Annotated in this window: 20 protein-coding genes; 5 read left to right on the forward strand and 15 right to left on the reverse strand. The window is 45.6% G+C overall.

Annotation, left to right across the window (positions count from 1 at the left end):
* The first annotated feature begins 114 nt into the window (after window positions 1-114).
* Window positions 115-891 (forward strand): transporter substrate-binding domain-containing protein, encoded by a 777-nt coding sequence (locus AB4484_RS21610; RefSeq protein ID WP_050651339.1) that lies wholly within the window; start codon window positions 115-117, stop codon window positions 889-891.
* 75 nt (window positions 892-966) lie between these two features.
* Here the strand turns inward: AB4484_RS21610 and AB4484_RS21615 are convergent, their stop codons facing one another.
* The 4 genes from AB4484_RS21615 to AB4484_RS21630 all read right to left on the reverse strand — a co-directional run bounded on the left by AB4484_RS21615 (window position 967) and on the right by AB4484_RS21630 (window position 6,297).
* Window positions 967-2,379 carry a fructose-specific PTS transporter subunit EIIC gene (locus AB4484_RS21615; RefSeq protein WP_372080343.1) on the reverse strand — a complete coding sequence of 471 codons (1,413 nt, stop codon included), beginning with the start codon at window positions 2,377-2,379 and terminating at the stop codon, window positions 967-969.
* A 13-nt stretch (window positions 2,380-2,392) separates the two neighbouring features.
* Window positions 2,393-2,833 carry a PTS sugar transporter subunit IIA gene (locus AB4484_RS21620; protein ID WP_050651341.1) on the reverse strand — a complete coding sequence of 147 codons (441 nt, stop codon included), beginning with the start codon at window positions 2,831-2,833 and terminating at the stop codon, window positions 2,393-2,395.
* Window positions 2,834-3,080: 247 nt separating this feature from the next.
* Window positions 3,081-4,298: a mannose-6-phosphate isomerase, class I gene (gene manA / locus AB4484_RS21625; protein WP_372080344.1), complete on the reverse strand. Its 1,218-nt coding sequence runs from the start codon at window positions 4,296-4,298 to the stop codon at window positions 3,081-3,083.
* Window positions 4,299-4,392: 94 nt separating this feature from the next.
* Window positions 4,393-6,297 carry a fructose-specific PTS transporter subunit EIIC gene (locus tag AB4484_RS21630; protein ID WP_372080346.1) on the reverse strand — a complete coding sequence of 635 codons (1,905 nt, stop codon included), beginning with the start codon at window positions 6,295-6,297 and terminating at the stop codon, window positions 4,393-4,395.
* Window positions 6,298-6,675: 378 nt separating this feature from the next.
* On the opposite strand from AB4484_RS21630, the gene AB4484_RS21635 reads away from it, so the two are divergent.
* Window positions 6,676-7,515 carry a helix-turn-helix transcriptional regulator gene (locus tag AB4484_RS21635; protein WP_050712571.1) on the forward strand — a complete coding sequence of 280 codons (840 nt, stop codon included), beginning with the start codon at window positions 6,676-6,678 and terminating at the stop codon, window positions 7,513-7,515.
* Between the two features lie 562 nt (window positions 7,516-8,077).
* Window positions 8,078-9,856 (forward strand): sodium:solute symporter family transporter, encoded by a 1,779-nt coding sequence (locus AB4484_RS21640; RefSeq protein WP_086969299.1) that lies wholly within the window; start codon window positions 8,078-8,080, stop codon window positions 9,854-9,856.
* Window positions 9,857-10,053: 197 nt separating this feature from the next.
* On the opposite strand, the gene AB4484_RS21645 is transcribed toward AB4484_RS21640, so the two are convergent.
* Together AB4484_RS21645 and AB4484_RS21650 are read right to left on the reverse strand one after the other, a co-directional pair.
* Window positions 10,054-10,827: a PTS sugar transporter subunit IIA gene (locus tag AB4484_RS21645; protein WP_372080422.1), complete on the reverse strand. Its 774-nt coding sequence runs from the start codon at window positions 10,825-10,827 to the stop codon at window positions 10,054-10,056.
* 7 nt (window positions 10,828-10,834) lie between these two features.
* Entirely contained in the window at window positions 10,835-11,137 is a 303-nt protein-coding gene (locus tag AB4484_RS21650; RefSeq protein WP_017070485.1) for a PTS fructose transporter subunit IIB, read from the reverse strand.
* A 327-nt stretch (window positions 11,138-11,464) separates the two neighbouring features.
* On the opposite strand from AB4484_RS21650, the gene AB4484_RS21655 reads away from it, so the two are divergent.
* On the forward strand, window positions 11,465-13,330 hold the full coding sequence (locus tag AB4484_RS21655) for a fructose-specific PTS transporter subunit EIIC (RefSeq protein WP_102398136.1): 1,866 nt from the start codon (window positions 11,465-11,467) through the stop codon (window positions 13,328-13,330).
* Window positions 13,331-13,455: 125 nt separating this feature from the next.
* On the opposite strand, the gene AB4484_RS21660 is transcribed toward AB4484_RS21655, so the two are convergent.
* Window positions 13,456-14,040 carry a TetR/AcrR family transcriptional regulator gene (locus AB4484_RS21660; RefSeq protein WP_248641850.1) on the reverse strand — a complete coding sequence of 195 codons (585 nt, stop codon included), beginning with the start codon at window positions 14,038-14,040 and terminating at the stop codon, window positions 13,456-13,458.
* Between the two features lie 139 nt (window positions 14,041-14,179).
* Window positions 14,180-14,353: a hypothetical protein gene (locus AB4484_RS21665; RefSeq protein WP_017061661.1), complete on the reverse strand. Its 174-nt coding sequence runs from the start codon at window positions 14,351-14,353 to the stop codon at window positions 14,180-14,182.
* 484 nt (window positions 14,354-14,837) lie between these two features.
* On the opposite strand from AB4484_RS21665, the gene AB4484_RS21670 reads away from it, so the two are divergent.
* Window positions 14,838-16,817 (forward strand): methyl-accepting chemotaxis protein, encoded by a 1,980-nt coding sequence (locus AB4484_RS21670; RefSeq protein WP_372080349.1) that lies wholly within the window; start codon window positions 14,838-14,840, stop codon window positions 16,815-16,817.
* Between the two features lie 100 nt (window positions 16,818-16,917).
* On the opposite strand, the gene AB4484_RS21675 is transcribed toward AB4484_RS21670, so the two are convergent.
* The 7 genes from AB4484_RS21675 to AB4484_RS21705 all read right to left on the reverse strand — a co-directional run bounded on the left by AB4484_RS21675 (window position 16,918) and on the right by AB4484_RS21705 (window position 25,372).
* Entirely contained in the window at window positions 16,918-17,661 is a 744-nt protein-coding gene (locus AB4484_RS21675; protein ID WP_050651347.1) for a GntR family transcriptional regulator, read from the reverse strand.
* Between the two features lie 119 nt (window positions 17,662-17,780).
* Complete coding sequence (locus AB4484_RS21680) at window positions 17,781-19,067, reverse strand: OFA family MFS transporter (RefSeq protein ID WP_372080351.1); 1,287 nt, start codon at window positions 19,065-19,067, stop codon at window positions 17,781-17,783.
* A 94-nt stretch (window positions 19,068-19,161) separates the two neighbouring features.
* Window positions 19,162-20,115: a PfkB family carbohydrate kinase gene (locus tag AB4484_RS21685; RefSeq protein WP_372080353.1), complete on the reverse strand. Its 954-nt coding sequence runs from the start codon at window positions 20,113-20,115 to the stop codon at window positions 19,162-19,164.
* On the reverse strand, window positions 20,105-21,127 hold the full coding sequence (locus tag AB4484_RS21690) for an ADP-ribosylglycohydrolase family protein (protein ID WP_372080355.1): 1,023 nt from the start codon (window positions 21,125-21,127) through the stop codon (window positions 20,105-20,107). Before AB4484_RS21690 ends, AB4484_RS21685 begins: the two co-directional genes overlap by 11 nt.
* Before the next feature lie 74 nt (window positions 21,128-21,201).
* Window positions 21,202-22,500, reverse strand: a complete 1,299-nt coding sequence (locus AB4484_RS21695; RefSeq protein WP_050646480.1) for a nucleoside permease — start codon at window positions 22,498-22,500, stop codon at window positions 21,202-21,204.
* A gap of 341 nt (window positions 22,501-22,841) precedes the next feature.
* Window positions 22,842-24,005 (reverse strand): amino acid permease, encoded by a 1,164-nt coding sequence (locus AB4484_RS21700; RefSeq protein ID WP_372080424.1) that lies wholly within the window; start codon window positions 24,003-24,005, stop codon window positions 22,842-22,844.
* A gap of 341 nt (window positions 24,006-24,346) precedes the next feature.
* Complete coding sequence (locus AB4484_RS21705) at window positions 24,347-25,372, reverse strand: LysR substrate-binding domain-containing protein (RefSeq protein ID WP_372080357.1); 1,026 nt, start codon at window positions 25,370-25,372, stop codon at window positions 24,347-24,349.
* Window positions 25,373-25,378: the final 6 nt, after the last annotated feature.

The following is a 25,378-nucleotide window of genomic DNA, read 5'->3' on the forward strand; positions in this document are numbered from 1 at the left end:
AAAAACTCCATTTGTTATTGCCATGTTAACAATCAAATCTGTTTAATGGTTAATAATTAAGAAGAATATCTACATTCATCACTTAGAAATCAGCATTCTTTAAAGGAATAAAAAATGAAAAAAAGCTTAATCGCATTAGGAATGTGCCTGCTTGCTTTTACACAGATCGCACATGCACAAAGTCGTTTACAAGAGATACTAGATGCGGGAGTTCTCCGCGTTGGTACTACGGGGGATTGGAACCCAATGACGATGAAGGATCCTGCAACCAACAGTTACCGCGGCTTTGATATCGATGTCACGACTGAGTTGGCTAAAGACCTAGGCGTAAAAGTGGAATACGTCGCAACAGACTGGAAAACCTTGGTGAATGGCATCACGGCCAACAAATACGACGTGACTGGCAGCGCTTCGCTCAACATGTCTCGAGCAAAAGTCGCTGGGTACAGCCAACCGTACTTCTATCTGGCTTTTGTCCCTGTTGTGCAAAAGAAAGACATAGAGAAGTTCTCCGATTGGAGTGACTTTGACAAAGCAGAAATCAAAGTTGCCGCCACGCTCGGCACAGTACAAGAAAAAATGGTGAAGGACTTCTTCCCATCGGCACAACACATCGTGATTGAAGCGCCGGCACGGGATTTCCAAGAGCTTTTAGCTCGCCGCGCTGATGTCTCCGTGACTTCAAACGTAGAGGCTGCAACCTTAGTAGAGAAGTTTAAACAACTCGCGATTGTTCCGGTGAAAGAGCCACGTAAACCAACTCCAATTGCGATGCTACTACCACAAGATGATCAGGTTTGGATTAACTACATTAACCACTGGGTTGAATTGAAAAAGACGCAAGGTTTCTTTAAGCAAACCGCTGAGAAGTGGGGACTGAAGAGCATGTAACGAGCTCATAGAGAAGAGAAAAATAGAGCCCTTAGGGGGAAGGGCTCTTGAGTTAGGAGCTTGCTTTAATTTGGGTTACGCGACCACTAACGTCGTTGCTTTTTTCATTGCCTCTTTGGTTGAACACTCAATCACGTTCGCATTGGCAAAGCGGTGAGCGTCTTTCACTTGAATATCGTGAGCCAAGATAACCAGTCTTGCGTTCGCTACATCTAGGTCGGTGATGCGGTTCTGAATACCGTTTTGACCTTGAGTTTCTACTTTAATCTTAAGGCCTGCGGCTAAGCCTGCTTTCTCTAGTGCTTTTGCAGCCATGAAGGTGTGTGCAACACCAGAAGGGCAACATGTAACTGCTACGATGTCGTACTCGCCTTCGCCTGCTACAGGAGCGGCTTGAGCTTGTACTGGCGCTTCAACCATGTCTTCTTCTGTTTCTACCGCTACAGGTTTCCAGAAGCCTACGATAACGGCTGTGGTTAGCGAGCCAAGCGCAATACCGACGACGTACATTGGAATGTTGCTTGATACTGGCGCAGTGATTAGGCCGCCCCACGGTGCGTGCAGAAGAACGTCTGTCATGAAGCCGAATACACAGCCCACGATACCACCGGCTACGATTGAAGGAAGAACGCGCATTGGGTCATTCGCTGCGAATGGGATAGCCCCTTCAGAGATACCGATAGAGCCCATGATTGCTGCTGCTTTACCTGCTTCTTGCTCTTGTTTAGAGAACTTGTTTTTGAATAGGAAAGTCGCCAGAGCCATACCTAGAGGTGGAGTACAAATCGCGATGCCAACGCCGCCCATTAGCCAAGGTTGTGTGTCTACTTGAGTTTGAGCAAATAGGGTCGCGACTTTGTTGATAGGGCCGCCCATATCAAACGCCGTCATACCGCCAAGGATTGTGCCCAGAACCATCTTAGATGCACCAGCCATTGAAGCTAGGAACTCGTTCATTGAAGACATGAACAGTTTGATTGGCTCACCGATGCCCCACAGTACGATACCTGCAGAGATTAACGTACCTAGAAGCGGGTAGATGAAGTACGCACCTAGAGCCGTCATGTTCGCAGAAAGTGGGATCTTCTTAAGTTGGAACACCACGCCACCGGCGATAAAGCCTGCCACGATACAGCCAAGGAAGCCGCCGCCCATGTCAGCCATGATGCCAGAAGAGATCATCGCAGGTGCTAGTGCTGGTTTATCTGCAATGGAGTAACCAATAAAGCCGCCAAGAATGATTGGGAAAAGAACAAGGCCTTTGATACCGATATTAGAGATGTCTGCCAACAAGCCGTCTGCTGGTACGGCACCTTTGCCTGATGCCATTACCGCTAACGCCAGCAGAACACCACCGGCTACGATGAAAGGCAGCATGTGTGAGGTTCCGAAAAGCAGGTGGCCTTTCATGGTGCTAAGGATTTTTTTAAAGTCGCTACTACTGTTTTTATTATTGGTATTCGTAGCTTGAGTTGTTAGGGTGCTCATAATTTTCTACGCCTTATGAATTAATTAAAATATTAAGGATTTGTTGTTCGTCTTTTGCGTTATGGATATCTTGAATAAATTCATCACTGAATTTTCCAAATAGTTCTTGTAGTACATAAATATGATGGTCAGCACCGTTATCGGGTGAGGCAATCATAAAAAACACGGTTGGGTTGATGCCGTCTTCATCGCCATACTCAATACCTTCACGCTTAACACCGACAGCAATCGCAGGCTCAGTTACCGCCTTGCTTTTTGAGTGTGGGTAAGCGATGCCGTCCATTGAGGTGATGCTTTGAGATTCACGAATTTCGATGTCTGCCAAGAAGGCTTCTTTATTACTGATTCGGTTGTTCTCAAATAACATGTCTGCCAATTCTTCAAACAGTTCTTTTTTATTATTCGCTTGAAGGTTGTTATTAATTAAGTTGACGTTAGTTAGCTGTGTGATCATTTATTAACTCATTCACTATTGAAGTTCTTGAATTAAAATTAATGGATTAACCCGATTCGCGAAATAGCAAATAAAAGCCCTTCACTGTACATTTGTACCAAGCAAAATTAAGTGTGATTTGCATCATTAATGCAGTGTGAGATGAGTCATATTTGATGGTGTACTTCGGTGTTGAAATAACTTTCTGTAGGAAGAAAAATGCCCCGCAAAGCAGGGCATGATCAGTGTTTGTATCTACTCGGGAAAGCTAGCTGTAAGCACGCGCCACGCGTCCAACGCAATCCAGTTTGTAACTCTCAGCGTAAGCGGGAATGAACACCGATTGGCCTTTCTCTATCACGCAGGTTTCACCACATTGGTGAGTGAGCACCATGGATTCATCGAGTGGCAGCAGAATCTCGGCACCTTCGGTGGTGATCTTTCTCTGATGTGAGTTTTGCACGATAGAGAACTTAAAATCTTCGACTGGAATTTGATATTCCATCACATCACCTTGCTCTATCGGGCTGAGCAGCAATCTATCCGCAGGCTTTTCATTGAATTGAGTACAAGAAACTAATTCATTGATATCCATGTACTTAGGCGTCAACCCTGCGCGGAGTACGTTGTCTGAATTCGCCATCACTTCTAAGCCCGTGCCTTTAATGTAAGCGTGCGGTGTCTCGGCATCCAGATACATGGCTTGTCCCGGCTTTAAGGTGATCACGTTCAACAGTAGCGGAGCAAACAGGCCTACATCACCTGGATATTGCTGTTCCAACTCTGAAATCAACTGGAACACAGGGGCATCAGAAAGCTTCGCCTTCATCAGTAACATGGTCAGAGCCATGCTTTTTTGTTCACCTTGCAACGACAATAAGCTCGCGAAAAAGCTGGCTAACCCATTAGGCGTTTGGTCGCCTGCGAGATCGTTGACCATAGAGTTTAGCTCTGGAATATCAAGGTAATGGAAGTGCTCAAGGATCTCGTTGATAGATCTAAAACCATTCATCGCGGTGTAGTCGGTTAGGGCATACACCAGTTCTGGCTTGTGATTGGGATCCTTGTAGTTGCGGTTGCCAGCCGTCATCGGAATGCCTTGCTGCTCTTCAAGCGCATAGCCAGATTCGGCTTGCTGCTTGTTCGGGTGAACTTGAACCGAGAGTGCTTTCTCAGCCGCTAATACCTTAAACAGATACGGAAGTTCACCAAAACGACTTGCGACTTTCTCACTTAGAAACAGGTTTAGGTTCTTAGAGATCAAGCTCGATAATGTGGTCTGCTGCCCGTTGTCGTTCACCATTGAGCAACCATTAGGGTGAGCGCCCATCCAGATCTCGGCTTGCGGCTCACCAGACTGGTTATCTATACCAAACAGTTGGCTAAACGAAGAAGGGCTACCCCATGCGTAGTTTTGAATCACGTTAGTCATAGGGTAGAAAAAACGTTGTACGAACGAATCGTTCGCTAAAGAAAAATCAGACATCGAAATCACCATGGAGGGAAACATGGCTTGAGCTCTACTCGATCTAATGAAATGTGAGAGTAGAGTGGGCTCAAGCCATTGGAGTTGAAATGGCTTAAGCCGCTGCTGTTGCTAGCTTGGCTTTGCGTAGGTTTTTAAGTGCGATACAAGTAACCGCAGTTACGCCCGCACCAGACGCCATGCACAACAGTGCTAGCAGTGGATAGTTCATTGCGCCAAGTAGAGCGACCACTGGACCACCGTGAGCAACACTGTTGGTGATACCAAACGAGAACGCCATTACCGCAGCAGTCATTGAGCCAAGCACGTTGGCTGGGATAACTGACATTGGATCTTGAGCCGCGAAAGGAATCGCACCTTCAGAGATACCTACTAAGCCCATCGCACCTGCTGCTTTACCCGCTTCGATTTCAGAAGATTCGAACAGGTCAAACTTACGGCCAAGTCTGGTTGCGATAGCCATACCTAGCGGAGCGACAGGGATAGCACATGCCATTGCACCCATGAACTGAGTTTGACCGCTGGCAATCATGCCGACCGAGAATAGGAACGCTACTTTGTTGAATGGGCCACCCATATCGAAGCCAGCCATGCCACCCAATACGATGCCAAGCAGAACTACGTTACCTGTGCTCATGCTAGTTAACAGTGCTGTAAGCGCATCCATTAGTCCCGCAATAGGGGCGCCAATAACGAAGATGAACAGGCCAGCGATGAATAGAGAACCAGTGATCGGAGCGATCATGATAGGTACAAGCGGTTGAACGAACTTGTGGTAGTTAAACGAAGTAATCCATTTAACGAAGTAGCCGACTAATAGACCTGCGATGATTGCACCAATGAAGCCAGTGCCTGCGTCAGCGCCATAGAAAGAGCCGTTGTTTGCGATCCAGCCGCCAATCAAGCCAGGGGTTAGAGCAGGGCGGTCAGCAATCGCGTAAGCAATGTAGCCGGCCAAGATTGGGATCATCAGGGTGAAGGCAACCACGCCCACTTCTAGGATTTGGTTCCACATGCTGCCAGCAGGAATCGCCATGCCAGACTCACTTGGTTCGCCACCAATAGCTAAGGCTAGGGCAATCAAAAGACCGCCTGTGACCACGAATGGGATCATGTGAGATACACCATTCATCAAGTAACGGTAAAGGTCTGAACGCGCTTGCGAGGCTTTCTCAGCAACAGATTGGTTGGTTGGAGCTTGTTCTGCTTGGTAGCTAGGTGCATTGAGCGCTTGTTGAATTAAGCCTTGCGCGTCTTTGATTGGCGCTTTTACGTTGGTGCTGATAACGCGTTTTCCGGCAAAGCGAGCCATGTTGACCTGTTTGTCACAAGCCACCACTATTGCGTCTGCGCGTTCGATCTCTTCTTGAGTTGGGCTGTTCTTTACACCAATAGAACCGTTGGTTTCGACCTTGATGTCGTAGCCAAGAGCCGCCGCGCCTTTTTCTAGTGCTTCGGCTGCTAAATACGTGTGTGCAACACCAGCTGGGCAGCCTGTCACACCAATGATGAAGCCTTGTTTCTCAACGTCGGTTTCAGTCTCTGACGGATCAGGTTTGGCAAGCAGTAGTTCCAAAGCTTCTTGTTCAGATTGAGCATTCATGAAGCTTTCGATAAAGCCTTCTTCAATCAGTTTTGAAGAAAGTTCTGCCAGTACTTCGATGTGGTGATTATCGCCGCCATCAGGAGAGGCAATCATGAAGAATAGTTTTGATGGCTGGCCGTCATCTGCGCCGTACTCGATACCCTGTTGATGGACACCGATAACAACCGCGGGTTTAATCACCGCAGCGCTTTTCGCGTGTGGCAGAGCAATACCTTCTTCAAACCCGGTATTACCTTGTTCTTCACGAACCTTAATGTCGGCAAGAAACTGTGCTTTGTCTGAGATTCTGCCTTGTGCGTAAAGCACGTCTATCAGCTCTTTAAATACGTCTTCTTTTGAATTAGCGCTAAGCGAAAGCTTAATCAAATCTTGATTGATCAATGTCGTGATCATAATGAACCCCTACTCTGTTCTTATTTTGTTAGGGGTATTCTGGAATCTACGGCTTACCTTCTGTAGTGAAGAAAAAATGCATTTACTGGATGATTGTTGCGTTATAAATGGAGTGTGATTTTGATCGGTCGAACGGGCGTTTTTAGCCCTATATTGACAAGGTTTGTCGTGCATTGAAGCTTTTATTTATAAGGGGTTCGGCGTGTTTTGTTATCTGGGAAATTACGTGCCTCATCGGTTTCTGCACTGGAAATTTAGTTCTACGACTAGATTTTTGTAACCTTGATCTCAAATTGTGATTTTGCTCAATAGCGCTATGTTTCAGTTACAGGTATATCTATTTCCGTAGCCTTATTGCTGCCCATAAGAGTTCGAATAATGATATTTCATGACTTAATCTCGTCGGTGTTAAATGAGCGAGAACCGTTTCATAACATCTGGTTTGCTGGAGATTTTCACACGCCATCCGCTTGCAGCTATCAGGTGAACTTTCCGCGCTTAGAGTTGGTGTTAGACGGAGAGTACATTAATGAAATGGAGAGTCATGATCGCAAGATCACCAACGTTATTGCAAAAGCCGGAGACGCGATTTTCATCCCGCCTAACTGTTGGAACAAACCGAACTGGGATACTGACTGTTCGGTGCTGAGCATGTTGTTTGGTCGTCGTCAGCTTGGTTTAAGCTTGGTGAGCAAGCGCAAAGGTGAAGAGAGCTTTTACGATATCCAAAAGCACAGTATTCAGACTCGCTCTGGGTTTGCGATTGATAACATCTTGGAGGCGCTTAGCTCGTTAGCGAGAGAGAGCAACAAGCAGCCGATGGACGAATTATTGCTGCAAGCTCTGCTTCAATACAGCAAGACGATGTTGGATGCGCCTGTCGAGAAATCTCACAGCCGCGTGCAAGATGTGTATCAAGGGATCTGTATCTATATTCAAGAGAATTTCCACCGTCAAATCACTCGAGACAGCATTGCCTCACGCTTTAGCATTTCATCCAATCACTTGTCGCGAATGTTCCGTCAACAAGGCCACATGACGCTGGCAGAATACATCACCCGTGTGCGGGTCGACCGCGCTAAGTTCATGCTCAAAAAGTACAACTTCAAGCTCAATGAAGTGGCAGTACGTTGCGGCTTTAAGGATGTGAACTACTTCTGTCGCGTGTTTAAGAATCGCACAGGAAGAACGCCGACCGAATATCGTGGTTCAATCTAATATCCCTTCTAATTACCTTTCTGACCAGAGCTTATACGACCGAAATTTGTATGACTAGATCACCACAGTGAGCTCTGTGTTGTGGTGATCAATTTGCTTTGTGTTTTCCTCTGCTGTTTATTTCTACACCTTATTTCCAAACCTATCTTTAGGCACGTTCTCTATTTATCCCGTTTCACTAAATAAACCCAATCAATAACACTAGGGGTTCGCTTTGCGAGTTGCTTATTATTTTCGTTACCTATTTATTGAATTAAATGTGTGAGAGTCGATGTATTAACGCGATGCATTTAATGAATGCTAAGTAAATTAAAAACCACTTATCGAGACGACAAAACCTTGTTATTGTTGTCCGGATTACTGATTTAAATGTTTTTAACTTATTGATTTTAAATGTTTACTTCGAGTCGGATTATTCTTTATTTACTAACGTGTAATTCATGCCTCGAAATCAAATATTCAGGTTTATACGCCCCATCACAACCTTGACTTATAATACTACAAATTAAAAATTCTATAGATAATATGCTCTTCAGATATTCATCATAAAGAAGACTTATACATGGAACTCAATACTCTGATCGTAGGAATTTATTTCCTTTTCCTTATCGCAATAGGTTGGATGTTTAGAACGTTCACCAGTACAACCAGTGACTATTTCCGCGGGGGCGGTAACATGCTTTGGTGGATGGTTGGCGCGACTGCGTTTATGACTCAGTTCAGTGCTTGGACCTTCACTGGCGCAGCGGGTAAAGCGTATGCCGATGGTATGGCTGTCGCGGTTATCTTCTTAGCGAACGCATTTGGTTACCTGATGAACTACCTGTACTTCGCTCCGAAATTCCGTCAACTACGTGTGGTAACGCCAATTGACGCGATTCGTATGCGTTTTGGTAGCTTCAACGAACAAGTATTTACTTGGTCTGGCATGCCGAACAGTATTGTTTCTGCAGGTATCTGGCTGAACGGTTTGGCGATCATCGCATCGGGCATCTTTGGCTTCGACATGACGACAACCATCGTTCTGACTGGTCTTGTTGTACTGGTGATGTCGGTAACGGGCGGCTCTTGGGCGGTTATCGCGTCTGACTTCATGCAGATGGTTATTATCATGGCGGTAACCGTAACGTGTGCTGCAGTGGCTATCGTACAAGGTGGCGGCGTTACTGAAATCATCAACGATTTCCCTGTAGCAGAAGGCGCGTCTTTCGTTTCTGGTAACAACCTGAACTACGTAAGCATCTTCGGAATCTGGGCATTCTTCATCTTCTTCAAACAGTTCAGTATCACCAATAACATGTTGAACTCTTACCGTTACCTAGCGGCAAAAGACTCTAAGAACGCGAAGAAAGCCGCTCTGCTAGCGTGTATTCTGATGACCATCGGTCCAATCATTTGGTTCATGCCACCTTGGTTCGTAGCAGGACAAGGCGTTGACCTTGCAGCACATTACCCAGATGCAGGTTCTAAAGCAGGCGACTTCGCTTACCTTTACTTTGTAGAGCAATACATGCCAGCAGGTATGGTAGGCCTTCTAATCGCAGCGATGTTTGCGGCAACTATGTCTTCTATGGACTCAGGCTTAAACCGTAACTCTGGTATCTTTGTCATCAACTTCTACCAACCGATTCTTCGTCCAAACGCGACAGAGAAAGAGCTGATGATTGTGTCAAAGTTGATGTCTACCTTCTTCGGTCTAGCTATCATCCTTATCGCGCTGTTTATCAACTCGCTAAAAGGCTTGAGCCTATTCGACACCATGATGTACGTGGGTGCGTTGATTGGCTTCCCAATGACCATTCCAGCATTCTGTGGCTTCTTCCTTAAGAAGACGCCGGACTGGGCAGGTTGGGGTACGCTAGTGGTCGGTGCGATTGTGTCTTACATCGTTGGTTTCGTGATTACCGCTGAGATGCTACAAAACTGGTTCAACCTAGAGCCTCTAACAGGTCGTGAATGGTCTGACTTGAAAGTAGCGGTAGGCCTAATTGCACACTTAACATTTACTGCTGGCTTCTTCATTCTTTCGACTCTGTTCTACAAACCACTGGAAGCGTCTCGTCAGAAAGATGTGGATACCTTCTTCAACAACCTAGCGACACCATTGGTTTCTGAATCAACAGCACAGAAGAAACTGGATAACAAACAACGTCACATGCTGGGTTCACTGATCGCAGTGTCTGGTGTGGCAGTGATGGCGATGTTTGCTCTACCGAACCCATTCTGGGGAAGAATGATGTTCGTACTGTGTGGCGGTATCGTGTTCATCGTTGGTCTGCTGCTGGTAAAAGCTGTAGACGACTCGGTTGAGGATGCGAAACAAGCGAAAAAAACAGCGTAAGTTAGCTAACCAGTTAAACAAGTAATTAAACATAAAACGGCTGAGCTCTAATGCTCAGCCGTTTTTTATTGTATGAGAAAATGAGCTTAAAACGATTGGATAGGTGTCATTATCAGGGGCTAAATAGATTCGCTGAACTTGACCAGAACAGTTGAATTAGATGGGGATGAATCAGATGGGGTGAATTAGAATAGAAACTAAATAAGACGTGAAGAGATATACATCAACAAGGCTTGCAGGTCGACACTGCTTCGGGTCTTTTGCAGACGTTCATTGACCTGATCGTGAAGCAGGTTTCTGGTTAGGTTGGTAGCCGCCACAATATGCTCACGCTGTGGTTTGGTTGGCAGAACAAGAGCAATGGCTACATGCACTTCGCCGATACGTGATGCCCAGTCAATCGGGTCGTCACTGACGATAACCGCAATCGAGAGGTCTTGGGTAGATTCAAACATCACATGCGGCAGTGCGATACCTGGTGACACACATGTAGACGAGCGTTCTTCTCGCTTAATGAATGCCAGAATTAGTTCATCTGGGTTTTCTGGATAAACAAGGTGAGCGAGCCCTTTCAAGCACTCAAATTTTGTCAGTTGAGTTTGCGCCTTGGCGTGGTGCCATTTGATGTCACAAGGTGGGCATATCTGTGGCATTCGCTGGATTAGATCGTTTGAAAACTCATGGTTCACTTGCGAACCAACCATGGCGTAATGTTCGGCAATCACGTCTTTTATGACAAAACACGCGAGCTCTGCATCAATACCTACCGCGGTTATCTGGCATAAATCCCCTCGGAGTAAACCTACTTGCAGCATCGCGACAGATTTAGAGAGATCGGCGGTTCGGTTTTGAGTGATGTTGATAATGCGGATGGTACTTTTGAACTTTTTCGCTAAGCGAGCAAGCGGCTGGGCGACATGTGAGTTCGCCGTTGGGTCGGCAACAAAGAAGGTGATCTGGTATTCGTTCATCAAAAGTTTAAGTTCGACAATGCTTAATAAAGACTTTATCGACACTCAACAATACTTCTTCCATTGGAACAAATACGGTTTTAGCTGGGTCAAATCGGCTTGGTTGTTCGATGTCGATATCAGAGACGATCAACACTTTGTCTGCGAGGGTAATATCTTGGGCGGTCAGTAAGTTTTCAATACCCATAGCGCCTTGCGTCTCTACCTTTATTGAAACGTTGAACTTAGGGGCTGTTTTATTTAGAGCATCAGCTGCCATATAAGTATGCGCAATGCCTGTAGGGCACGCAGTTACCGCTACAATTCTCATTATTATTCTCGGCTTAATCTCGTCCCTGTTACGTTACATAAGCTACCTTTCAGAAGCTACCCGGCAAAAGCTATCTTGCATGGGAAACCAGTATGGAAAGCTCGCATAGGGAAGGGACGATATTGTTATGGGTTCTGTGGATTTTATGGATTGGCGTTTTTTATTCCAAGGTGAAAGTCACACTCTGAGTTCTTGGTTACAATAATCCAGTTAATGCACCTTTCGTCCTATATATTGAGTGCCTTCACACCGTTAATCTTTTCATCTTATTAACCTTATCACTTACGTAATTACTTCAGTCTGAAATCAGGCGAGGCAGAGCAGCATATGGATATCACCAACATTATCGAGCCCGAGATCATCTGCTTAGATTTACAAGCCGACTCAAAACAGGCGGTATTTGAAGAGCTTGTTGAACTGCTCGACCGTGCCGGTAAGCTCTCCAATAAACGTGAATTCCTTGATGATATCTGGAAGCGTGAAGCCATCGGTAATACAGGCTTTGACGATGGCATTGCGATTCCACACGCGAAAAGCACTGCCGTAGCTAAACCTGCTGTGGCGGTAGGTATCAGCCGATCTGGCATCGATTATGGCGCAGACGGTGGCGAGCTGTCGGATGTGTTCTTTATGCTCGCTTCCCCAGACAACAACGACGACCACCATATCGAGGTACTGGCTCAGATTTCGACCAGACTTATCGAAGATGGCTTTGTTACAAAATTAAAGGCGGTGGAGTCTGTCGAGGAAGCTCAAGAGCTGTTTCTTGAAGCCAATTCAGAATCGTTCGATAGCTACGCCTCTAGCCATCATGAGGTGTATGTCGAGCCACTCAGCCCTTGGGCGCAATCTCTTAATCGCCTCAAAGAACACTTATTATACGGTACCTCGCACATGATTCCTTTCGTGGTTGCAGGTGGAGTGCTTTTGTCTTTGTCGGTGATGATGTCGGGTCATGGCGCAGTTCCTGAAAGTGGCGTGTTAGCAGACATCGCACAAATGGGCATCGCGGGGCTAACCCTATTTACTGCGGTACTCGGTGGTTACATCGCGTATTCAATGGCCGACAAACCGGGTTTAGCGCCCGGAATGATTGGTTCTTGGGTCGCGGTCAATCAATACAATACCGGCTTCCTCGGCGCGATTGTGGTCGGCTTCTTCGCGGGCTTTGTGGTTAATCTACTTAAGAAGATCAAACTGCCAGACAGCATGATCTCGCTGAGCTCGATCTTCATCTATCCACTAGTCGGCACCTTTGTTACCTGTGGTGCGGTGATGTGGGTGATTGGTTCTCCTATTGCCCAAGTGATGCTAGAGATGAACCAAATGCTGACTGGCATGGCAGGTTCAGGAAAAGTGGTATTGGGGAGTATTTTAGGTGCAATGACGGCCTTTGATATGGGCGGCCCAATCAATAAAGTAGCAACACTGTTTGCTCAAACCCAGGTGAATACTCAGCCATGGTTGATGGGCGGTGTCGGAATTGCGATTTGTACGCCACCACTAGGCATGGCACTAGCGACTTTCTTATCGCCGAAGAAGTTTAAGCGAGACGAGCGTGAAGCGGGTAAAGCTGCAGGCATTATGGGAATGATCGGCATCAGTGAAGGCGCGATCCCATTTGCAGCCGCCGATCCTGCGCGGGTTCTGCCTGCGGTTGTTGCTGGTGGCATTGTCGGTAACGTGGTTGGCTTTATGTTCCATGTAGTGAACCATGCACCATGGGGCGGATGGATTGTGCTGCCAGTGGTGGATGGCAAGATTGGCTATATCGTTGGCACACTAGCAGGTGCTCTAACGACAGCCCTGATCGTGATTCTTCTGAAGAAAAATGTGGTCGAAGGTGAAGTGAATTCTAATCAGTTTACCGGTGGTTCGGTAACGGAAGAGGGGCAAGCGGATGTATTGGCGATCACTTCTTGTCCGTCTGGTGTTGCCCACACTTTCTTGGCTGCGAAATCGTTAGAAAAGGCGGCGCATCATCTCGGGGTTCGGATTAAAGTCGAAACCCAAGGTGCCAACGGAATCGGCAATCGAATTACTCAGAAAGACATTGAAAGGGCGAGGTTGGTGATCTTTGCTCACGATGTGGCGATTAAAGAAGTAGAGCGCTTTGCGAACGTTAAAACGTTAGATGTCAGTACCAAAGAGGCGATGCTTAATGCTCAGGCGTTGATCATGAGAAAGGTGTAATCCTTAAACCGCAAAGCTTATCATCTATAAAGTTAACGAGATCAAAACTAAAAAGACTCCGCTCAGGCCGGTTAAGGTGAAAGTGGAGTCTTTTTGTATCGTTTTCTAATGTATAAGTTCAGCCCTTAAAAAGGGTGGTACTTAAATACGTCTTCAACCATTGAGTTGAGTAAATCGATATCGTCACAGGTTTTCGCGTAGGTACGCAGGCCTGCGATTTGAACCTGAACATGACGAGCAAGTTGGGTCGGCTCGCGCTCTTTGCTGATCTCACCCAATTCTTGTGATTCCGCAATCACCTTAGCGAATTCACCTTCCATGACCTTGAGTGACTTCTTCGCTTCTGCTAATAATTCTGCGTGTTCATCAGTTAGCTCTGCGACCGTTTTAGCCAACATACACATGCCGTTTGGCGCGCTCTGTTTCGATTCGACAACCGCACGTTTTACGAAGTTTTCCAGCGCTTTGATAGGCGATTCGGTTTCACTGCGGAAGCGGTTCAGATTAAGGATGCCAAGTTCGGTATAGCGAGCAAGCGTCTCTTTAAACAAACCTTCTTTGCTGCCGAACGTCGCGTAGATGCTGCCCGGACGCATATCAATCACGTCTTGCAGGTTACGCATAGAAGTCGCATGAAAGCCCTTTTCCCAATACAGGTTCGTTGCTTTATCTACTACATCTTGTCTATCGAACTTCGCGGTCTTAGCCATAACATCTACTTCATTAATCTGAACATATGTTCAATATCTTATGCTGAACGCCCGTTCTAGTAAAGGTGTGTTTAGCTGCTTTGCGCAGGCTTAGAACATCAAAGAGTTAATAAAACATCCCGATCATCTGGAAATCATCTTAATCATCAATAACTTCTACGGTCTTGTGCTGAGCGCCGTAATAGGTGCCTTCATCGATGGTGTACATCAATGTTGCTTCGCACTCTGGACAATCGAATTCCTCATTGGGCTCAATGGCCGCTTCTTCTACCCATTCCCAACCGATATGTTCTTCGCAAGCGGGACAATCCATACAATATCTCTCAGTTGTTGTCGCATATTTATTGCGAATCTCTACTTTAATAATTCGGCATTATACATATTTAGTTAACGAGGAATAGACAGTTAATCAGCGCAGAATAGGGATGTGAATCAATCTCTGGTGAGCGTTGAATCTATAGATGGTTCTGAATATATCGTTTTATCTGAGCACATAATTGGTGCAGGCCCACCCCTTTTGGGTAGTTAAAATGTGTCATATTTCAGTCGCTTACGTCAATAAAATGTTGTTGCACGTGTTTTTGGTATCGTTAGGTCGCTTAGCTAACAGTTTTATCGGTAAATCAATGAATTTTGTGAGGTTAAATGTTACCTTCATCGCATCGCGATCTGTGTGGTACGGTAATTGATGCACATTGATCAAGTTGAATAATTATACAGTCACAATTGAGGTGCATCTTATTAAGGATGTGCGAGTTAGATGACTGAAAATATTTGTTAGCTGCTAGGAAATAAAAATGAAATTAACCGATATGTCTTTTAAGCAAAAAATCATCGCTTTGCTTATTTTACCGATCTTAGGGTTTCTCTGGCTCAGTGTTTCAGCGATATCCAAGGGCGTGGAAACTAAGACTGAAATGTCTTCATTAAACCAACTGACACGCCTTTCGGTTGTGTACAGTGAGTTAGTGCATGAGTTACAAAAAGAGCGAGGTATGACCGCTGGCTTTATTGGTTCTCAAGGAACCAAGTTTGTCAGTGAATTAGCCTCGCAGAGAACCAGTGCTGACAATCGACGCAACCAAAGAAACGATTACTGGCAGTCTGCTAGCATCGAACTGCCACAGATCAACCGTTTGAATACAGAGATCAGCCAAAGCCTTAATCAACTTTCTTCTATTCGAAATCGAGTGGATTCTCAATCGATTCCTCTGTCTGAGGCTTTGGGTTACTACACCCAACTTAATGCAAAGCTGCTGAGTGTATCGGCGTTAATTGCTGAGCTTAGCTCTGATGCTGCCATCACCACTGAAACCATCGCTTACTACAACTTTTTACAAGGTAAAGAGCGAGCGGGTATCGAGCGTGCTGTCCTAAATAATACCTTCTCTAAAAATGAATTTGGCCCAGGCATGTTGGTTAAATTCATCTCTTTGGTGACTGAGCAAAATACCTACTTCTCAAACTTTGAGGTATTGAGCAACCCAGCTAACGTTCGTTTCTTTGAACAGCAATTGAATGATCGTTCGGTGGCAGAAGTAGAAAAGCTTCGTGGTTTGGCTGAATCTAAGATGAGCGGTTTTGATGTTGATCCTGTGTACTGGTTCTCGCAATCTACCGCGCGTATTGTTCAGCTGAAGAAAACAGAAAACCACCTAGCACAATCACTTATCGCACTGACAGAGACTAAAATGTCAGAGGCGCAGTCTGCGATGATGATGAGTATTGGTCTGTTTGCTTTGATAACCTTGTTCGCGACCTTCGTGAGCTATAAGGCGATCAGCGACCTGACGATGAGAGTAAAAGATCTTACAGTGATGTTGTCTAAGGTTCGTAATGACAACGACTTAACAGTTCGCGCTAAGTTCGTTGGCAACAGTGAGCTTGGACTGATCTCGTCGGCACTGAACGAAACCTTAGAGAAGTTTTCAAAAGTTATCGACAACTTATCTCAGTCGAGTCTGACTTTGGCTTCAGCCGCAGAAGAAACCTCGCAAACTTGTCACTACAACTCGAACACGCTAGTGCAACAACAAGACCAAATTGGCTTGGTTGCAACGGCGACAGAAGAGCTATCGGCTACGGTAAATGAGGTGGCGGCTAAAACTCAGCAGACAGCAAGTTCCGCTAAACTGGTCGATGAGCAGTCTCAAGAAGGTTTGAGCACAGTCCAAGACTCTTACCACTCGATCGAGAAACTGGCATCTGAAATTAATGATCTAGCTGAAAAGATCACGCACCTACACGAAAGCAGCAACAACATTAACAGTGTGATTGATGTGATTAAGTCGGTAGCAGAACAAACCAACTTACTTGCGTTGAACGCGGCAATTGAAGCGGCTCGTGCGGGTGAGCAAGGCCGTGGTTTCGCCGTCGTCGCCGATGAAGTTCGCACGCTAGCACAGCGTACTCAGCAATCGACAGCTGAAATTGAAGGTTTCATCAGCTCGCTACAGTCTGATGTGCAAACCGCGTTTAATGTGATTGATAACAGCCAGAAGATGTCGTCTAAAGCGGTTGAGGATTCAAAAGAGGTGGAGCACACCTTACAAGGAATCTCAGCATCGGTAAGCGAGATCTTTAGCATGACTGAGCAGATCGCAACCGCAACCGAAGAGCAAGCGGTAGTGACTCAAGACATCGCGAAAAACGTGATGGCAGTAGAGCAGAAGTCGACAGAATCTACGACAGGTGCAACACAAATTGCAGCGACAGCCAAAGAACAAGCTCAGCTAGCAGCTTCATTGAAAGATATTGCGAGTACGTTTAAGAGCTAACTAGCAAACACTCCAATAAGAAGTAAAAAGCCCGTTAGTCTCTACTTTTAATAGCAGGACTAACGGGCTTTTTGTATCTGCTGTATTTTGGATGCGAGGTTTAATCTTCGCTCACGAACACATACATATCACCACGACAGCGGTTGATGCTGTATTCAATCGGCACGCCTTTCTTATCGTAAGCGGTTTGTTCGATGAGCAGTACAGGTACAGTTTCGTCGATGTTAAGCTTTTCTAGAAACTCTTCAGTTGGCATTTTTGCAGACACACGACTTTGCGTTTTGGTTGGTGATATGTCTTGGCTGCGGAAGTAGTCGTAAAGCGACAATTGAATTTCGTCTGGATCGTGGATCAGGTGAGCAGGGACGTAAGACTCTTCGATAGAGACAGCTTGTTCGTCGATGTAACGAACACGCTTCAACAAAAATACTTGATCGTTCTCGGCGATTTTGAGCATCTTGGCAATTTCTGAAGAGCAAAGAACAACGTCTTTCTTTATCCACAATGTGTCGGGTTTTTTGCCTTTTAAAACCACTTGTTGAGAGAAGCCTGTCGCTTCTTTACTTGAGTATTCAACAGTCTCGCTGATCATAGTACCCAAACCACGAGAACGAACTATCACGCCTTCTTTATCTAAAATATCCAATGCTTTGCGAACCGTAATTCGAGAGACACCAAGCTTGTCGCTGAATTCACGTTCCGTTGGGATAAAGTCACCGCCCTTCAACATTTGTTGCTCGGTCGCGAGCTTTACTGAATCGGCAATCTTCAGATACAAAGGTGATTTATCTTTCTGTTCGATTCGCTCTTGAATCAAGGTAAGCAGTGGTTGATAAGCGCTCATAAAGGTCTGTTTTAGCTTTTATATTTAACCGAAGTATACCCGAAGTCTGAGTCCACACTTAAGAGAAATGTGAAATCTGAGGGCGAAACAAAGATTCCACCACTCAGAGAGTCATTGAGTTAGCTTGAACGTTCAAACTGATAATTGGAGGCTTCCCCATTGTCGCTGCACGGTTCTGTAGAAATGGGTTTGACACGGAAGGTCAGTATCGTAGCCATGCTCACCAATACTGCACAGATCAAATAGGCGATCGAGTAACTGCCGTACCAATCCACCGATATTGCCGCAAGGATAGGGCCGATAAAGCCGCCAATCCCCCAAGCGGTATAAAGCACACCGTAGTTGGCACCAAAGTTTTTCAAGCCGTATAAGTCCGCCATAATTGAAGGGAATACCGCTAATAAAGTGCCGTACCCAATGCCCGCTAACGCAGCGCCAACCATTAGTGCTGAGCTAGAAACAAACTGGCTGAACAGCAGCATATTGATGGTTTGCAGGCTCAGTGCGATCGCTAACGTTTTTAATGCGCCAATCTTATCGCTCAATAACCCAGAGACTAATCGACCTGCTGAGTTGAATATCGATAAGGTCACAATCAAATAAGCGCCTTCTAAGATATTGGCTTGCTCAGCAGCAATCGAGGTGATGTTGGCGATGATCATCAAGCCAGCGGCAGCACCGAAGGCATAAGTGAACCACAACAGGTAGAACTGCTTGGTGGCGAGCATCTCTTTCCATATGTAATTTCGAGCGGAAGGCGGTGTAGGCTTTGAGGGATCAGGTTTTTCTGAATTGGCTTTCGGCTCATACCCTGCTGGAGGGTTCTTGATCGAATAAGCCAGTGGGAAAGCAATGACGATGAGCCCAGTCCCAAGTATGCGAAGGCTTTGTTCCAATCCAACGACGGATATTAGGTAGCTAGTAAGCGGAGCCAAGTAGATAGCCGCAAGGCCAAATGCCGTGGCGAGTAACCCATTGACCATGCCTTTTTGAGAAGAGTGAAACCACTTCATTGCGGTTGGATTCAAACACGCATAAGCGAATCCAATACCGGCACCAGTGACTAGACCAAAGCTCACATTAAGGTTCCAAGGCGTTAGGGAGAGGCTCGCCAAGATCATTCCCGCGCCAGCCATCAAAGAACCCACCATTAATACTTTTTGTGGGCCGATTTTATCTTGAATACGACCAGCAATGAGTAGCGCCAATGATAGGGTGATTATAGTGATGGTGTAGGGCATCGAGGCTTGAGTGTTGTTCCAACCGAGTTCTAGTAGCGAGTTCTTAAAAACGCTCCAGGTATAGAGCACGCCGATACAAAGGTTGATCCCACAGCTCGCAAGCAGAATCCTCGTCGCTTTGTTATTTGCATTAGAAGAACGGTTCATAACAGAAGAATGATTCATATTAGAAAGGCCAAAAAAGCTAGGTAAAAGAAAGACAGGCATAACAAAAAGGCCCAGTAATACTGAGCCTTGTGTCTACATGACTTAACAGGAATTAGTATTGGTTAAGGTAGTGAGTTATCTCGTCAACGCTTGGCGCGCAGTCGCCACCCACATGACTCACCACATAAGACGCAACCGCATTGCCAAGTAAGATCGCGTCAGGCAGTTCCCAGCCAGAAGCCAAGCCCGCTAACACGCCACCCGCATGGGTATCACCTGCGCCAATAGTATCAACCACGGTCGCTTTAAATGGCGCAACGTTCCCGTAGCCATCTTGAGTAGCGAACAGAGCACCATCACTGTCGATACGCAGAATCAGTGGGCAGCCATACTGGTTATGCCATTGTTCTACAAACGCGTTTATCTCTTGCATACCGAGCACTTCGGCTTCTTGGCGATTTAAAGATATGGTCGGTTTCAGCTTGATTAGGCGATCAAATAATGGCTTTGGAATGTCTCCAATACGAGGACCGAAATCGATGAATAGTTCAATACCGCTTGGCAGTGTTTCAAGCCAAGTAACGATTTGTTCTCCACAAGCTGAAGACAACTGGTATCCAGAGAGGTAGATGATCGCATTGTCTTGAAGCTTGAGTTGTTCAAGCGCTTGTTGATTCCAGTTGTTCTCAACGCCACTGACGGACAGGAAAGTACGTTCGCCATCGGGTTCAACGAGCGCTAAGCACCAACCATTGTCGCCACTTGGATCTTGCAGGCTACTAGTTAGGCCTTTCTCTGCCATCGCGGCAGTGATGATGCCCGCCCATTTACCTTGGCCAATTGGTAGAGCATTAATAGATTCAACGCCGAGCTTTTTTAAAGCAATCGCGATGTTGAGAGCGCAACCACCAACGTGAATGCCTTTCTCTGTGAGCTCGACATCAGTGCCACGTTTCGGTAGGGCAGGTGTTTCTGTCACAATATCGACCACAGCCGCGCCAATCAGGCACAACTGTCGTTTGTTTTGTAGAGTTGGAATCAGTGTAACCAAAGCACTATGAGGCATACCCTTGCTCCTTAATCTCTCTTAAGCGTACGAAGGTTTCAGCGTAACCCGCGAAGTCGAGTTGGTTTTCGTCATCGAGCTGTTTTTTCAGTTCGACATCGATAGCTTGAATACCATTCAATGCACCACAAATTGCGGTAGCCATTGCGCCTATCGTATCGGTATCACCACCTAAGTTTGCACATAAAATGGCACAACGATTTGGATCGGTTTGAGCCAGTTCGACCATGGCGATTGCTGCTGGTACAGACTCAATTGTGCTCACACCAGTGCCAACAAGGTTATAGATCTTTTCCATACGCTCTTCAACGCCGCTGTTTTCTGAAGCAACCATCAGAGCCAATTCAATGCGTGCTCCCATCGAAGCGCTGAAGGTGGTGATGTTCTTAGTTTGAGCTGCAACCGCAATCGCGGGTAGTTGATCTTTGATTGCGTTCCAGCTGTGACCTTCAATCGCTTTAGATATCGACCATGCAATAGCTACAGCACCAGAAATCGCTACGTCTGATTTATGGGTTGGGCTTGAAGCTAGTGCGACTTGGTCGATGAAGGTGTCTAGGCTGGTGGTTGGTACTAGGCAGCCCATTGGAGACACGCGCATTGCCGCACCATTGGTCACGCCGTTGTTTTCTAGTTCATCAATTGATGTCCCTTCCTTGATAGCGCGCATCGCGGCTTTTGAACTCGGGCCAAAAATGTTCTTATTGAATGCATCAAAACCTTCAGCCCAACTTAATACGTTACGAGCAATAATCTCTGGTGAGATTTCGCCATCGCATTCAATGATAGCGTCTGCAAGAGCCAATGCCATTGAGGTGTCATCTGTGAACTGGCAAGCATCGAAATAACAAGCGGCGTTGTTTTCAGATGGCCCCGGTAGGAAAGAGTCAATCCAACCAAAGTGTGCTTTTACTCGGCTTCTTGGCCAAAGCTCTGATGGCATTCCCATCGAATCACCCAATGCTTGACCATAAAATGTGCCTAAAATTCTGTCTTGTTTTGAAATGTTCATCTTACTTCACCAAAAATAGGTTATCTAAAAGCTGCTCAGTCAGAAGCTAGGAGAGAGACTGAGCAGGTATAAAGTTACGCTTGAGCTTTTTCTACTTGAGTCTGCTCTGATGGGTTTCCATCTGATTTGTTGTCGATTTTGATCTCTTTGATCTCGCCGTTTGGCTCACGGAAGAAGTACATAAAGATAACGAGGATGATGGCGATCATGATGGCGCCGAAGCCCCACATACCACCCCAGTCAAACGTTAGTCCGTTTTGTGGTTCGTCATAAGCGAACATCTTCTCCATCAACACGCCACCTAAGCGGTAACCCAGCAAGCTACCAATACCTTGGCAACCTAGTGTGATAAGGCCTTGCGCGGCGGTACGCATGTGAGCAGGTGCTTTTTTGTCGACATAGATGTAGGCGGTAACGAAGTAGAAGTCGTAGCTCACACCGTGCAATAGGATGCCTGCGAACAGCAGTGAGTAGAGGTACCAAGTGTCTGCGCTACCGTAAACGAAGAATCCGTAACGAACTGCGGCAGTAAATAGACCAAGAAGTAATACCTTCTTAATACCAAATCGTTTTGTGAAGAATGGTAGTGCCAGCATAAAGAAGATTTCAGAGAACTGACCCAGCGTCATCCAACCTGTTGCATTACTCATTCCGACTTCAGTTAAGTAGCCGTTAGCGAAGATGTAGTAGAACGCTAGAGGCATGCTGAACATGAAAGAACAAACGAAGAATGCTAGGAAGTTTTTGTCTTTTAGCAGCACGATAGCGTCTAGGCCAAGCATCACTTTAAGGCTGAGTTTTCCGGTACTTTTCGGTGGTGTATCTGGCAATGTTAGCGCGAAGATACCCAGAGCCAAAGATGCTAAAGCGGTCAGAATAAGTGGGATATTGCTTGATGAAATATCACCATAGCCTAACCAACCTGGTAGGAAGCCGATAGCGATACCTGATGCAATCCAACCGATCGTACCCATTACACGAATGCGCGGGAAGTCACGTTCTACGTCTTCTACGTTAGAGAAAGCAATGCTGTTGGTCAGTGCAATCGTCGGCATGTAGGTTAACGAGTAAAGCAAAAGGATTGGGAAGAAGGTGGCGAACTCGGTTTGCTGAGCCGCTAAGTACATCAAACCTGCACCTGCTATCAACATTACAGAAAGTACTTTCTGTGCAGCGAAGAATCGGTCGGTGATTGATCCAACTAAGATCGGTGAAATGATCGCGGCGATCGCGGTACATGCGTAAGACCATGCGATCTCAGTTGGTGTGAATCCATTGGTATTGAGTATTTGCCATAGGGGAACAAACCATGCTCCCCAGATAAACCATTCAATGAACATCATTGAAGACAGTTTGAAGTTATTCGATTTCATTATTATGTCCTTTAGTACTGTAGGGTACGCAAATGATGGTATTTCAAATGATAATACCAATACAATACCATTAGGGTTGTTTTGTGATCTAATTATCAGATGTATCAGCAATCGATCTACTTTATATGATCATAGATCATGCTGTTTTGAGCAGGGCTGGAGTTTGAAATACTGAGAGAGGGTTTATCTAAATGATTGTTTCTAATTACTTTGTCTGAAGGCTTAGTTAATTGGATTTGGCGATGAAGGCAGAGTTTGTAGATAAGAATATTAGGCATAAAAAAAGAGCAGCCAAAGCTGCTCTTCTTGGTATCTTTTTAGGTCTATGACCGAGTGATGATCTACCCCATAAACCAAGACACGAAAATCAAAGCGCCAAAACCGAATGTTGCCATCAGTGCCGTGTCGCCACCGGCTGCGGTATAGCTGCCTTCGGTTTGTAGGTGAGGGAAGTCAGGTCTACGAACCTTAACCACCATTGCGAGTGGGCCCCAGATAGCTAGGAACACTAGCACCATGCCTGCATAGTCCAGCATGCTTACAAATTGGCTAGCGAATAGCTCTGCTAATACCAAAGGTAAGATGAAGGTCAGCGCATAAGCCAACGCTTTGTTGTTGGTCACCGCGTCTTTGTTTTGGTCGTAAAGCGCCATCGATACGCCGAGGAAAGAAGTCACCAAGGCTAAAGCAGAGAACAGCGCAATCACCACTTTCAACCAAGCAGATTGGCCGCTGAACGCAGAAATCAACTCAGAGATATTGTGGAACTGGCTGATCGCGTCTGTGCCAAGGTTGCCGATAATCGCGAATAACCAAGTTAGGTAGCAAATTAATGGAATCACTGAGCCTAGCAGAATCATATTGCGGATCTGCTTTTGAGTTGCTTCACGGTTGTAGATAACCAGTGACGGGATCACCACCATCGAGGCAAAGCTAGTAAAGATAACTGCGCTGTATTGCACCACGTCGTTGGCCGTGTATTGGCTGGTTTGAGTTAGGTAATCAAGGCGAATGTTGCTAAACAAGGATGCGATAACGATAAACAGCATCACGACCATCAAGATGAATAGCCCGCGATTCAGTTTGTCGATATAAGACTTGCCTGAGACGACGATAGCGCCCATCAATAGGCTGAAAATGGTATACGCAACGGATGCCGATACATCGATACCAACGTCGAGTAGTAGCTTATGAATGATGTCACCGACACCCAAGATATAAGCGATCAACATGCATACTAGCAGCAGGTAAAAGAGTGCATTGATAAAGTGTTTACCTTTGCTGCCAAGCGTTAAGTAAGTAACACTGCTCATGCCACTGTTGTCTTTAGTTTTAGTGCACGCCTCTGCTAGCAGAAGGGCAGAGTAGGTGGTGCCAATAAAGATAAGTAGCATCAGCACTGAGCTGATCATGAAGCCAAATTGAGCCAACACCATTGGGATAGCTAACATGCCAGCCCCTAATGCAGTTCCCGAAAGGATTAGGGAACTGCCGAATAATTTCATATTCAAGAAAAACAACCTCAAGCGATCCAATTAATTTTTGTTTGGATTGTAAATAATTGTTTCCAAGACTAACAAAATACTCAGTAAAGTTAGGGGTTAATTTCTAATAAATTTTGAATTTTTCTAAAAAATTTAAGCAGGAATTTATGGTGGATATGAGTGGTTAATTTAAATATTCACTCGGTGACTTTATTTATCGTTTTGATAACTTTTGTAAATTGATGGTCGCTCAATAATTTTGGGTTCTGCGGTCGATTAAGTGGTGATTTAACTTGAACTAAGTGGGGCCAACCTTGCTTGTTTCATGAATCCTTGCTTGCCCCTAGCTAGTAAACCTCAACTCATTTGATGAGTCGAAGTTCTTTTACTTTTTCTTGAATCAGGTTTTGAACCAGCTGGGTAAGAAACTGGATACGTGGATGACTGGCGTCGCGTTTTAATGTCACCATATCGACGTTAAAATCTGGGATTTCAATGGGTGGATCGCATAGTACTAAATCATCATCTATCAATTCAGAACGGCCTACCATCTCTGCCATCACGGCTAATACATTTCTTCCCGAAAGCATTCTTCGAATGGTCAAGAAACGTGTTGTACCAAGCACCACATTACGTTTTACACCGATATTTTCTAGCGTGATATCGACTTGGCTCGTCAGTTCTTGGTTAGCCGTAATTATCATTTGCGGTGTCTTTAAATAGGTATCGAGTGGTATCGGGAGTGTGGTCTTCAACACCTTGTTATCAAAGGTGCATAGGTGCTTTTCTCGGTAAAGAAAGGTGGTATCCAAATGGCTTGGTAACTCCTGAAAAACGCCAATACAGAGGTCCGTGTTTTGGTCTTCGAGTAATGTCACGCAGTTCGCACTATCGACCGGCTTGAGCAGGACTTTACTGAGCGGGGAGAGTTGCTGAAGAGTGTCGAAAATCTCTGGACCAAAAATCTGCTCTGCGTAATCACTGACACCAATGGTGAACTGTCCTGAGTAACTCTCTGGCTCAAATTGTTCTGCCGGTAAAATATCTTGCGTGAAAATCGACAAAATCGTCTGAACCTTAGGGGCTATCTCATGGGCTCTCACCGTCGGTTGCATCTTATTGCCTTGCCTTTCAAATAGAGGATCCCCCAATAATTCCCGAAGTCGTTTTAGGTTGTAACTGGTGGCAGGCTGTCCCAAGTGCAGCTCTTTTGAAGCTGCCGATACACTTTTTAAGCGAAAAAGCGCGTCAAAAGTGAGCAGTAGGTTGAGGTCGATTCCACGCCAATTAAGATCTTTCACAGCAATATTCTCATTTGGTAGAGATAACACTAAAGAATATAGGTTATCAAAATGGCTGATGACTTGAATTGATTTGTTCAATTTCATCGATGT

Source organism: Vibrio sp. 10N.261.46.A3, from assembly GCF_041472995.1.
Lineage (GTDB): Bacteria > Pseudomonadota > Gammaproteobacteria > Enterobacterales > Vibrionaceae > Vibrio > Vibrio coralliirubri.